The sequence below is a fragment of the Flavivirga amylovorans genome, from assembly GCF_030540875.1.
Lineage (GTDB): Bacteria > Bacteroidota > Bacteroidia > Flavobacteriales > Flavobacteriaceae > Flavivirga > Flavivirga amylovorans.
Genome location: NZ_JAUOEM010000001.1, coordinates 998,246 through 1,011,723, shown reverse-complemented (window position 1 = coordinate 1,011,723; position 13,478 = coordinate 998,246). Strand labels below are relative to the sequence as shown.

6 protein-coding genes are annotated in these 13,478 nt (G+C 34.0%); all 6 read right to left on the bottom strand.

What is annotated here, in order from left to right; all coding sequences use genetic code 11:
* Positions 1 to 308: 308 nt before the first annotated feature.
* Positions 309 to 2,648 (bottom strand): glycoside hydrolase family 95 protein, encoded by a 2,340-nt coding sequence (locus Q4Q39_RS04020; RefSeq protein ID WP_303281081.1) that lies wholly within the window; start codon positions 2,646 to 2,648, stop codon positions 309 to 311.
* A 299-nt stretch (positions 2,649 to 2,947) separates the two neighbouring features.
* Complete coding sequence (locus Q4Q39_RS04015) at positions 2,948 to 4,567, bottom strand: RagB/SusD family nutrient uptake outer membrane protein (RefSeq protein ID WP_303281080.1); 1,620 nt, start codon at positions 4,565 to 4,567, stop codon at positions 2,948 to 2,950.
* Positions 4,568 to 4,579: 12 nt separating this feature from the next.
* Positions 4,580 to 8,119 carry a TonB-dependent receptor gene (locus Q4Q39_RS04010; protein ID WP_303281079.1) on the bottom strand — a complete coding sequence of 1,180 codons (3,540 nt, stop codon included), beginning with the start codon at positions 8,117 to 8,119 and terminating at the stop codon, positions 4,580 to 4,582.
* Between the two features lie 145 nt (positions 8,120 to 8,264).
* Positions 8,265 to 9,305 (bottom strand): FecR family protein, encoded by a 1,041-nt coding sequence (locus tag Q4Q39_RS04005; RefSeq protein WP_303281078.1) that lies wholly within the window; start codon positions 9,303 to 9,305, stop codon positions 8,265 to 8,267.
* A gap of 89 nt (positions 9,306 to 9,394) precedes the next feature.
* Positions 9,395 to 9,976, bottom strand: a complete 582-nt coding sequence (locus tag Q4Q39_RS04000) for an RNA polymerase sigma-70 factor (protein ID WP_303281077.1) — start codon at positions 9,974 to 9,976, stop codon at positions 9,395 to 9,397.
* Between the two features lie 187 nt (positions 9,977 to 10,163).
* On the bottom strand, positions 10,164 to 13,439 hold the full coding sequence (locus Q4Q39_RS03995) for a tetratricopeptide repeat protein (RefSeq protein WP_303281076.1): 3,276 nt from the start codon (positions 13,437 to 13,439) through the stop codon (positions 10,164 to 10,166).
* Between the last annotated feature and the right edge of the window lie 39 nt (positions 13,440 to 13,478).

Below are 13,478 nucleotides of genomic sequence, written 5' to 3'. Positions count from 1 at the left end.
TAAGAAAAAAAGATTATTTTTTACAGATAATCCATTTAGGCTTCCCGCAATAATTATTGATTTTTTTGAAGAAAAAGGTACCATCAACTAGTGGCTTATTTTGAATAAAGAGGATACGTATTCTCCACATTAAAAATATAAATCAAATTCTATTAAAAAAATGAGGCCTGTTATGAACCAAACCCCATTTTAAACTAAACTAACAACTATTTTTTTAAGCACCTTTAAGGTACTTAGTTTTTTAATTATACCCTGACTTTGTTATAAGTCCATCCAGATTAATACATTTAAAGAGACCGTAAAACAATCTATTTTCTTACTTGAAAATCACCATCAAGTAAATAATGTTTCCCTGCTATGGTTTCCAATTGAAATGTTTTTTTACCATATTTCAAATTACATTGTTTACCTTTCTTTGACATTATTCTTACTGCGGTAAGCTTTCCTTCTTTCCACACAATAGAAACTTCGAATCCGCCTTTTGCACGAATCCCTTCTATACTTCCTTTTCCCCATTCTGATGGTAGTGCAGGCAATAGAATAATCTCATCCTTGCGATTTTGTAATAGCATTTCATTTATTCCCGAAACTGCGCCTAAATTTCCATCCATTTGAAAAGAAGAATTAGCATTAAACAAGTTTGGATAAGTCCCTTCAGAGATACCATGTTCTCCAAATTTTGTTGGTTTAAGTAACTTTTTAAAAAGCATATAAGCCTGGTTACCATTATATAAATGTGCCCATAAATTTATTTTCCATGCTAATGAACTCCCTGTGCCTTCATCTCCTTGCATTTCGAGTGATTTCCTGCAAGCCTCCCATAATTCAGGTGTATCTTCTTTAGTAAACTGATTTCCTGGAAAAAGACCATATAAATGACTCACATGCTTATGTTTCAATTCTGGAATATTCATATCTCTGTCCTCTAAGCATTCCTGTAGATAACCGTCTTTTACAATTTGATTAGGTCCTAAACGAACAATGGTGGCCTTTAAAGTATCTGCAAACTCTTTATCTATTCCTAAAATTTCTGAGGCTTGAATGCAACTCTTAAATAAATCTCTTAAAAGTTGGTTATCTATAAAAGATCCTCCACAGATACTAATGTTCTCATCAAAAAGCCTATTTTCTGAAGATACTGTTGGACACGTAACCAACCAGCCTTTTTCCGGATGCTCTACAAGCGTTTCTACAAAAAATTGAGCGGATTCTTTTATAACCGGGTAAAAAAGCTTTAAAAAATTTTCGTCTAATGAATATTGATAGTACTCCCATAAATAGGTACACAACCAAGCGCCTCTTATCGGCCAAATACCCCAAGCAGTCCCATCAATAGGGTATGTTGATCGCCAAATATCGGTATAGTGATGAAGTACCCATCCGTTGGCATTATAATTATTTTTTGCTGTGATTTTTCCAGTTTCAGACAAATCTCTAACAAATGTATAGAGAGGCATGGCGCATTCTCTAAGATTAGCAGAATTAGCAGCCCAATAATTCATTTCGAAATTGATATTTGCATTGTACTTACTGTCCTGCGGTAGTAAAATTTTATTATTCCACAAGCCTTGCAAATTTGCAGGCTGACCAGCTGGCCTAGAACTACTCATTAGTAAATATCTACCAAACTGATAATACAATGCTACCAAACTGGGATCTGGAAAGTTTTGAAATAATTCGAGCCTTTCGTTTGTTGGTAAGTCTGAGTTTTTTGTTTCAGGCAACTTAAATTCCACACGATTAAATAATTCCTGATGTTTATCAATATGGTCATATTTTATCTGATCATAGCTTTCTAATTCCATCTCACTATGATAAAGCTCACACATAAGATCGGGGTTACGCGATAAGTCATTATAGGATCTAAAATTTGTAGCTGCAACCAGAATTAAATCAACAGATGATGCGTTATTTACAACTATGCTGGATCCCTGAATCTCATTTGTTCCAGAATGATTTCTAATTTTCAAAAGAGAGGCAAAGGTTACTTTACCTTCGCGTCCATTAATGGTTGGGGCTTTTCCGGAAAGCTTTAGTGTTGAATTATCAATAGCTTCAGACTTGGCGTCTAAATCATTCGCAAAAGAAACTGTAAAATCCATTTTTTTTGTTCCTATGGCTTCCATATGAACAATAATAGCTTGTTTCCTAAACGAAACAAAAACTTCACGAGTAAATTTAGTATCATCAACATCGTACTCAACTTTAGTTATTGCTGTTCGTAAATCAAGTTCCCTCCTGTAATTTGAATAGTTTTCATGCCCTTTAATATCCAGCACTAAATCTCCCATTGGCAAAAAAGGCATCATTTTAGGCCCTATAAACTTTTCATTGACAAGATTCTGGGCTTCTTTATATTTTCCATCAAAAACCAACTGCCTTATTTCCGGTAACACTTTGTATGTTTCAGGTTTTGTAAACGTATCCGGCCCACCTGCCCAAAACGTATCTTCATTAAATTGAATAGTATCTGATGACGGTACACCATAAACCATAGCGCCCAACCTACCATTACCAATTGATAAAGCCTCCTCCCAAATAGTTGCAGGTTGTTTGTACCATAATTTTAGCTCCAATTGCTTATTGGCATTTTTTTTTGGCGAACAGCTTACTATTAAAACAAAGTATAATATAACTTTTAATCTCATTTGTCATTTTCAAATTAAATTAATTATTGCCTATGCTTTTTTGAATTATTAAACTCAAAATAGTCTCTTCTTATTAGGTTTGCATAAAGTCATAAGATTTACAATAAACCAAGTCAGTAATTAATCTATATTTTAAGAATCACTCCTTATACTGGTAAAATTCACTCTTAAATACAAAACCTTATTCTCAATTCTACTAAAGAACACAGGTTGCCTTCTTTAGAATTTTTATTAAAAAAGAGTTGCAACTAGTATGTATACAACTCTTTTTTTTAAGTTAAATTACCAAATTTTTTTTTCTAGTAACCAGGGTTCTGTTCTAAATTCGGATTAGAAGCTAATTCCCGTGGTGGATAAGGGTATAACATCCTGTGTGGCTCTGTAAGATTCGTAATTGAATAATCTACTTGATAACCATCACCTGCACCTGGAGACGTTTCATTCTGATTGGGTTGAAAAAATCCATTCAACCTACTTTGACAATAGGCAAATCCTCTTCTCCTCATGTCAAACAGTAAATTTTGCTCATAGGCTAATTCTAATTCCCTTTCTAGAAATACAGCATCCCTAAAGTCATCTTGCGACAATCCTGATAATGCAGGAAGGCCAGCCCTTTCTCTTGTGGCATTAATCCCTGTATAATCTGCAGCGCCCAACTCATTGGTCACTTCAGAGTGCATCAACAAAATATCTGCATATCTAAGTACAGGGAAATTGTTTGGACAGTAAAACCTATCTTCCAGCTCTGCACCTAACGCGCGATATTTACCAATATGCGCCTGGCCATCCCTGCCATCTTCCATATGATATAAATCTCCTGCCCTAAATTTACCAAAATTACTTTGGGCGATAAATTCTGTAACTATAGTCCATTGATACCTTGGTCCAGAATCGTGAGACTCATACCATTTAGCATACTCTGGCGGGATACCATCCAAACCTGCTCCACGAGAGTTAGGGTTGGCACCTGATGCCCAGATATCTTCGGACACTAAAGGTGGGGTCATATACCCGAATATCATCCTTAAATTTTGTCCTGTAGTACGTCCTTGACTCTCTTTTTGGATATCGAACATACGCTCATTATTAAATTCATTTTGCCAGTCCCAAAGGTCTTTATAAGGTGTAGCAGACTGTACAAGCCCCCATTCACCAGAGTTTATAATTGCTTCTAAAAGGTTTCTAGCTTCTTGAAGGTTGGATGCGTCACCTAAAGGATCACCAGCCATAGTTAGATACACTTTAGCCAAGATTCCCTGTGCAACTCCTTTGGTTATGTGACCAGCAGGAATACCTTGTGCCATATACCCGCTTCGTGTTGGCAAATCCGGAATAGCTTCTTGTAACCCTTGTACAATAAAGGCATAGGTCTCAGGAATGGAAGCTCTAGCCGGGAACAGATCATCATCAAGGGTTTGTGCTTTATCTATAATGGGCATACCTCCCCATAAACGTACCATATTAAAATAAGCCAAAGCCCTTAGCACCTTTGCTTCTGCAACCATAGCATCCCTTCTTTCTATATTGTCTGTTTCTAAAGTAGAGATCAAACCAATGGCATCATTAGCCGTACGAACACCAAAAAAAATGGTGGTTAACATTTCAAAATATGCAGGATCAGCAAATTGAGTACTCCAAGTCCAAGTAGACAGATTATGTCTTACTAGTTGTAACGATCTACGTGATCTATACTGCATGGCAGGTGTGGGCATTTCAATAGCCCAGCCCATTCTATGATTATTATATGCTCTCGCATAATCTGCATAAGCTTCTGCCAATAATATTTCTGCAGTCTCATTCGTAGGAAAATTTGAAGATCCATAACTGTTAAACAACTCTTCCTCTAATTTATCTTCACAACTTGTTGTAAAAAAGACGAAAGCCATTAAAACAATTGAATATATATATGTTTTTTTCATGATAAAATACATTTAAAAGTTAAAATTTAAGCCTAATGTAACCTCTTTGGCTAATGGATAAATTCCAGTATCGAACCCTTCACTAAATGGAGTGGCTCCACCAGAACTCACATCTGGATTATACCCTCTGTAATCTGTATTAGTCCATAAGTTTGTAGCAGTTAAAAATATATTAAGACCTCCAAAAATCCCTATGTCTTGGGGCAATGTATATCCTAATCTAATGTTTTTAAGCCTTAAATAACTACCATCCTGTACTCTCCTATCGGTTGTTTGAAAGCTGTTTAATGTACCATTTACACTGGCATTAATAGGCGTATTCGTAATTCTATTATCTGGTGTCCAAAAATTCGCTTCCCTTGGATCACCCGCATCACCACCATAGAAGGCAATGATTGAATTTCCTTGCACACCTTGAAAGAACACGGACAAATCAAAACTCTTATAGCTAAAACGATTGGTAAAACCATAAAAATAGTCAGGTGTAATTTTACCTAGTGGTACTTGATCTTCATCACCAATACTCCCATTACCATCTATATCCTGATACCATACATAACCTTCCTGATTACCATTAATTTGATCAGGAGCAGCATCTGCTTCCGCTTGATCTGCAAAAACACCACCCCTAACAAAGCCATATAACTGCCCTGCGTCTTGACCTTCATACAATCTCGGACCATTTCTTCTAGGAAAACCAAAAACTTCTATATATGGATCACCAGTGCGGAGATCGATATTGGTACCTCCTTTAACATCTGTTGCAAACACTTTTTGAAAACTAATGTTTGCGTTAATGTCCCAGTGAAAATCACCTTCAAGTATCACAGCATCTGCAGAAAACTCCAACCCTCTATTCCTCAACGTACCTAAATTTTGGATAGAACTGCTAAAACCAGAAGTTTCGGGAATAACAACAGGCAATATTAAATCTTCTGTATCTTTTAAATAATAATCAAAGGAAAATCCATACCTGTTATTTAAGAACCTTGCATCAAAACCTATATTATATTGGGTTGTAGTTTCCCATTTCAAATTTTCATTATCTATTCTAGATAATTCAACTCCGTTTACAGCTTGACCACCAAAACTATAGCGATCACTTCGAATAGTCCATAGCCCTTGCGAAGAATAAGGTGATAAATCCCCATTACCAGTTTGCCCAATACTTACTCTCATTTTTAAATTAGAGATAAGCTCTTGGTTTTTTAAAAACGCTTCTTCAGTAGGCTTCCATGCTAATGCTACAGAAGGAAAAAACCCCCATTTATTCTTAGGACCAAATACTGAAGAACCATCTTGTCTGGCATTTAAACTTACATAGTATTTGTTTTTATAATTATAATTTAATCTACCAAAAAAACCAACAAGGTCTCTTTTGTTTTTATTATTAATTATATTGAACGTTTCTGAATTTCCACCAGAAAAATTTTCTGTTAATAAATCATCTGTTGCAAAACCTCTGGCAGAAAGATTCACATTTGAGATCGTTGTGGTTGTGTTTTCTGCTCCAACTACTGCATTAAAATTATGGTCATTAAACGTATTGTCCCATGCAAAATATGCATTCACATTTGAACGAACTAATTCATTTGTATTTAATCTAGCATCTCCTCCTTCTACTACAGAACCACTTAATGTTAAACTACTCTTTGTGTAAATTTTTCTTGTCCCATCCGAATAATCAATACCGGCATTACCGACTAATTTTAAAGATTTTGTTAAATTAAATGTTGCCGAAATGTTACCCAGTAATCTATTTCTAATAAGTTTATCATCAATATCCTGTAACAATTTAAGCGGATTAGAGAAAGTACCTGAACCTTGTCTTAAAGGATCTGTGTACCAAACTCCAGGATTAGTTGGATCACGCCACTCTGGGTTTATCAATGGATGTGCACTCAAAATGTCTCTAACCACATTAGCACCAAAACCTGAACCAGCACCTGGGGCTTGCCTTCTTTCAGAAGTACTTAACAATATACTAGATTTTAAATTAAGGAAAGACCCTACGGCATTATCAAGATTCATTCTAAGCTGATAATCCTTAAAACCAGTCTCTCTCATAATACCTTCCTTATCAATTACATTTGCTGATAAGAGATACTTCGTATTTTCATTCCCGCCACTAAATGAAAGCGACACATTCTGTGATATTGCTTGCCTATATACAATATCTTGCCAATCAAACGATTCAGCATTTCCAGGTATAGGGTGAAATTCGTCGGCGCCATTCCATCTAACATCAGCTGGGTCAGCACCATCCCTGATTTCATTTTCATTATCTATCTGTCCTCTTAGATTACCATCAAGTCTATTAAGTTTATTAGCAAGTGAACTAACACCTACCGAGTAATTAACACTCAATTTGGATTTTCCTGAACGTCCTCTTTTAGTAGTAATTATAATAACACCGTTAGCACCTCTACTACCGTAAATAGCTGTAGCTGCTGCATCTTTTAATATTTCGATATTGGCAATATCTGCAGGATTAATCATAGATAATGCATTAGGAAACACATCACTTACCGTACTACCTTCAGCTTGACCTTCACCAATACCTCCGCCTATGTTTATATCACGATTGGAACTACTTACAGGAAAACCATCTATAATATATAATGGTTCTGTAGAACCCGTAATGGTAGATGTGCCTCGAACCCTAATACTTATACCTCCACCAGGAGAGCTATCTCCCGTATAAATTTGTACACCAGCTGCTCTACCCTGCAATGAGCTTACAATGTCATTATTTGGTTGCTCCATAATATCTTCACTAGAAATAGAAGCCACAGAACCTGTAAGATCACTTCTTTTGGCCGTACCATAACCTATTACTACCACCTCATCAAGTCTCGCTGTATCTTCCTCTAAAGCAACATTAATAACAGTTTGACCTGTAATAGCAATTTCTTGTGTTCTCTGTCCTAAATATGAAAACACCAGATGACTAGCTCCTTGGGGGATATTGAGAGAATAATTTCCATCAAAATCGGTTTGAGTTCCAACATTCGTATTTTTTACCAAAACATTAACTCCTGGAAGTGGCTGTTCAGTAGCGTCTGTTACTCTTCCTTTAATAGTATAGGTTTGAGCTGTTTTTATGTTTACAAGAGACGTTTCTATGTTCGTAGAAAAACCATTAGATGTAACTCCCATATTTGGTGTCTTTTCTAATTTTCGATGTCCAGGTTTTGTAAAAACTATCTGTTTATCGTGAATAACATATTCAATTTGTTTGTTCTTTAACAATATATTTAATATGTTACTTATCCTTTTCTTTTTTACATTGATGCTCACAATTCTATCTTCATCAATTAAGTCTTGGTTAATAAGAAAATAAAATTGGCTGTTGTTCTCAATAACATCAAAAACTTCTCCCAATTTAACATTGGTCATGTTTAATGTCAAGCGCTTATCTTGAGAATATGAATCGTTTGCAAAAACACTTGTAATCGTTGTAAAAAATAAGAATACAGATATTTTCATAATTCTTAAGATATTTTTAATACGATATGATTTAAAATCACACCGTTCTGAGTTTTTTTTCATAATTTTGTCTGTTTAGTAGTTTTTAATTTGTTAACTCTGCTAATACATTATAACAGGGATGTGTTGCAACCACATTCCTGTTTTTTTTAGTTTATTTATACCATAGGCTTTATATTGTTTAATTAGTTTGTGGTTATGTTTATTTCTATTGGATTGAAATCATTATTTTACGTTTTTGAAATTGGTTGTCTTTATCTTTTTCTCTATGTCCTATTTTGTAGTCAATCGGTAAACTTACCTTCAATAAGCGGAGCACTTCTTCGATATCTTCGTCCACAAACGTGGCTCTTAAACGTAAATCTTTATTGTTTTTATTCTCTATATGAACTGATACATTATACCACCTACCCAGTCTTTTTGCGACTTCATTAATAGGATCGTTTCTAAAAATAAGCTTTCCTTCTTTCCAACCAGAATACTTATAAGCCTCTTCTAGCCTAGTTTTACTAACACTGTTATCTTTAGTATCTATAACAACTCTATCTTGAGGAACCATCTCAAGTTCTTCGCTTATATTCTGTTGTTTTAACTTTACTTTACCTGTTTCTAAAACAACATCTACTTTTTCGTTTTGATAGGCTGAAACATTGAATTGCGTCCCTAAAACAGATATATTGACACTTGATGCCATGACATTAAAAGGCTTATTAGGATTCTTTTTTACGTCAAACCAAGCTTCTCCAACTAATTCTACATCTCTTGTGTCCCCAAACTCAACTGGATATTTTATTTTAGAACCACTATTTAGCCAACCTATACTACCATCTGGAAGCGTAAACTGAACTCTAGATCCTAAAGGGGCACTTACTTCTGCATAAGAAGGCTCATTTGTATATCCTACTTTTACTTCATTAAAATACAACGTATACATTAATGCTATTGGAAGTATTAATATAGCTGCTATGTGAGCATACGCTTTCCAAACTTTAACAAAGATTTTTTTATGTGAACTGTTACTTTTTTTTCGTTGTATTTCATCATAAAGCCTGAGGAAAATATGATCTAACTCATGTTTATACAACTCTTGTGGATTTTGATATTCATTCCAGTTTTGCTCAAGAAATGCCTTCAATTCTGCTTCCATTTCTTCATCACAGAACAGTTTTTCTACATACAAACTATCTTCATCAGAATAATTTCCAGAGAAATAATTGGTAATTTTTTTCTTATCAATATTTGGTTTCATTAAAAGCTATGTAACTTTAAAGCTCTAAAGCTATTATACTAGTATAATATCCTTAATCTCAAATATCCCCCTATTGATCTAGAAAAAAATTATGTTATTTGTACGTTTTCGTCTATTTGTTTATAGTCCCAATTGGCTTTTATAAACTTTAGAGCTGAAGTAATTTGATTTTCTACAGTTTTTGGACTAATATTCATTTCTTTTGCTACTTCTTTAACAGAAAGACCATCAAAACGACTTTTTATAAACGTCTCTCTTCTACGAGGAGGCATTTTTGAAATCAATTCCATAATTCGTTCCATCATAAAATTATAATCAATTTGCCCCAAGGTCGATTGATCAAAATCAATTAACTGTTCTTTTGAATTTAAATATGTTCTAATTTTATTTCTCTTTATAAATATCTTTTTTATAAAGTTAAAAGCTATAGTGAAGATATAAGACTTAAAACTGCATTCTGGTTTTAAAGAACTTCTTTTTTCCCAAACTTTAGAAAAAACATCTTGAACAACTCCTTCTGTTTCAACTGGGGATTTTAAATACCCCAATGCGAAACCATATAGATTCTTATTATATTTATTAAATAACTCTTCAAAAGCTTTTATTTCACCATCTTTAAGACGTTCAACTAAAACTCTATCACTATTTAATATAATTGATTGATTATTCATAATAACAACAAAAAAAATCGATTTGGGAATTAGATAATCTTAGATATGCTTTTTTAAAATTACATAAGAAAGCAAAGACTTGCAGTCGATTATAAGTTCAAAATGGTGCAAAAATTGTTCGCCTCATATAAGACGGTCATAGTTCTTAATTAAAAACGTCCTTTAACATTCCTAATCCTACATTGGTTTAATTCTCCAAGATTCCTATATGTGCATTATCATATTTTAATATACTGCGAAAACATTGTAAAGACTCTTTATTCATGTTCTTCCCTTTATACCCTAATGCCATAAGATAGTTACAATGTGTTTTATTTTTTTGATTTAAATCTTCTTCCCAAATTAATAAATCCGGGAGTGATACAGCAAAATAATCTATTTTAACGGCATCATTCATATGCTCTTTACCAAAATTAATTAGTTTATCAAACCTCTTGGTTGCTTCTTTATTTTCTTTAAGTTTAATCAAAGCCATTCCTTGATAAAATATAGTATCTGGTTGCTGATCATTATAAAACCATGCTATTGAAGGCTCACTTAACCCCTTAGATGCTTGCTCCCAATACGTTTTAGCTTCTTCAAATTCACCCATTCCTTCATAGGCACAACCTAACCAAAAATCAATATCATTTTCTTGTGCTCCTTGTAATTTTCCTTCTCCTAAATTAGGTGGGTAAGTTTTTGCTTTATGAAGCAGATCTATAGCCTTATCAAACTCTTTATTCTCAATAGAGATCTTACTCAAATTAACAAGACATACTGTATAGGCTTTTGTTATCTTTCCTTCTCCGCCTTCCCATGGGTGAAATTTCCTTTCCATAATTAAATTGAATGCTTTTAAAAAATCTCTTTTTAAAATATTTAAATAAACCCATTCAATATATAAATCATCGCGTTGCTTTACCAATTCTATATGTTCTTCAAGGAAATGTAGCCTAAAATCAACTGTTTTATTAAGTTTTTTATAGAGTTGATCTAATTCCATAAAAATTCTAGCATCTTGCTTGTTTAATTTAAATGCTGTTTCTAGAGCATGCAGTGCTTTTTCCTCCTTGTTAAATTTATTGAAGTAAGCAAGCGCTAAATTTCTATAAACTGTTGGAAAATTGGTGTCGTTTTCAATAGATGTTTCCCAACATTGTAAAGCCTCTTGATACTGACGTTTATCATACCAAAAATTACCTAAATAATAAGGCGCTTTTGCTCCATCAGGATTCACTTTCATAGCGAATTGCAAAGCCAACACAGATTCCAATCTATTTGGAAAGCAATAGTCCGGTAAACACATTTCCGATTCTTTTACTACAGTTATTGCTTTACTTCTTTCACCAGATTTATCTAAAAACCAAGCTTTATAATATAAAGCCATAGGGTAAATATCAGCTTCTTGTTCTATACCAGCATTTAATAGTTCGATGGCTTCAGCATACATTCCTGCCCAATGGTAATCCAACGAGATTTCAATATAATTTTGAATATTACCTCGCATTAATTCTATCATATCATTTTTAGCAGTAGAATCTCCTAGCAAAAACTTTTCAAAATAGAGTCCAAAATTAAAAGCATCCAATTCAAGTGATGCATCAATTAGTTTTTTAGCTTCGATTATATTATTGTTTTTCCTTAGAATTGCCGCTTTTAAATGCCTAGCTTTGTGGTTATGCCAATTTCGAATTAAGGATTTATCTATGGATTCTAAGCTTAAGTTCCATTCTTTATTTTGAGCTTCTATTTGGGCTATTTGGAAATAGCCGCTATCCATAAAGTTAGTATTCCAAATGGATTTATAAAAAGCTTCATAGGCTTGCTGGCTCTTCCCTTGATATCGCAATGACAAGCCTAAATTAAAAAGAGGTTCACCATCATAAGGGTTGGGGTTTCTTAAAATCTGTTTCTGATAGGCTTTTAGAAAATACGTTTCTGATTCCCTGAATTTCCCATTACGAAATGATAATAATCCCATGGCATTATTACAACGAATATCCTCAGGATCTCTATTTAAAGCTTCTTGATAATAATCTGTAGGGCTATAAGTGGCATGTCTATATTGCTCTAAATGTTGACCATTTAAATAAAGTTCTTCGATGGTTGAAATTTCTTTTGGAGCTTTCGCTGCTTTTGCTGCTTCTGGAATATCATCAAACTCCTTCTTTTCTGGTGCCCAATCGATAAGCAATTCACCTTCTTCTGAAACAACTGAAACATAGTAGCTGTCTTGAGAAACCGCTGCATCTATTGTAAGGTCTTTAAAATATGTAACGCCAGGTTTAAAATCGAATTTATCATTCAACAACTCTTTATTCTCTTGTAAAACCTTTATAGATACATGCTTATAAATTCCTGTTGCATATACACTAAGCGCAGCTTTATCTCCTATAAATTCAAGGTTTAGCATCGCATTTTTTGATGCATTCTTAACAACGCCTAAGTCCTGATAGGGCATAAAATATTGCGTAAAGGCCTTTTCTTCGTAAGGCATAATCCAAGAAAAATCGGGCTGGTTATCTGTATAAACGCCACACATTAATTCAATATAAGGGCCATTATTATCTGTTAAGTTCCTATCCCAAGCTCTCCCAAAATCACCATCACCCCAAGTCCATTGTTTTTTTCCAGGTGACACATGATGATTTGCTACGTGAAGCAATCCCCCCTTACTATCATTTTCATAACCTCCTACAAAATTATACTTAGATTTTATTGCCATATATGAAGTAGGCACGGGTATGTTTTTATATCTTGATATATCTGTTCCTGGCGAGTAATCAAATTTATAATAGGTTCCAGTAGCAATAGGAAATTTTGAAACATCGCGTTTCCCGTGATCGAATACAGCATTTACATCTGGCGGAAAAACAGATTGGTAATCATCATTTACTGCAACTGCAGGATTAGCCCACCACAGAAATGTTTGAGGTAAGGATGTTCTGTTATATAGTTTAGCATTTATCTCTAAATAAGCTTTGTCCGGATACAGTTTAAAACCCGCCATTCCTTTAGTACCGAACATACGTTCTATCTCACTGCACCATACAGTTTTACTACCATCTGAATGTTCTTCTATTTTATAATCAACAGGCTCGTAAGTACTAGGTCTGTGATGTTGCGGCCAATTAAATTCGATACCACCAGAAATCCAAGGTCCTGTCAACCCTACTAATGCGGGCTTTATAACCTCATTATAATATACAAAATGACGCTTTTTAGTTTTATCGTATGCCATTTGTACACGTCCACCTAATTCTGGCAAAATCATTATTTTCAGAAAGTCATTTTCAAGAAAACAACCCAACCATTCTTTATCTATTTTATCATCATGAATTTTCTCAATAGCAGGATTAGGATACATTTTCCCGCTACTGCCTTGATATACTCGTTTTTCTAAGAATATTGGATTTTTTTCAGGCTCACCAATTTCATACGTGGGAATTACAACTTTTTCGGACCAAACTTTCACTTCCATACTCTATAGTATATTTTTACTTTTTTAATGAATACTCTT

Coding starts and splice junctions, on each gene's coding strand:
- Q4Q39_RS04020 (WP_303281081.1), bottom strand. CDS start 2,648: ATGAGATTAAAAGTTATATTATACTTTGTTTTAATAGTAAGCTGTTCG.
- Q4Q39_RS04005 (WP_303281078.1), bottom strand. CDS start 9,305: ATGAAACCAAATATTGATAAGAAAAAAATTACCAATTATTTCTCTGGA.
- Q4Q39_RS04015 (WP_303281080.1), bottom strand. CDS start 4,567: ATGAAAAAAACATATATATATTCAATTGTTTTAATGGCTTTCGTCTTT.
- Q4Q39_RS04010 (WP_303281079.1), bottom strand. CDS start 8,119: ATGAAAAAAAACTCAGAACGGTGTGATTTTAAATCATATCGTATTAAA.
- Q4Q39_RS04000 (WP_303281077.1), bottom strand. CDS start 9,976: ATGAATAATCAATCAATTATATTAAATAGTGATAGAGTTTTAGTTGAA.
- Q4Q39_RS03995 (WP_303281076.1), bottom strand. CDS start 13,439: ATGGAAGTGAAAGTTTGGTCCGAAAAAGTTGTAATTCCCACGTATGAA.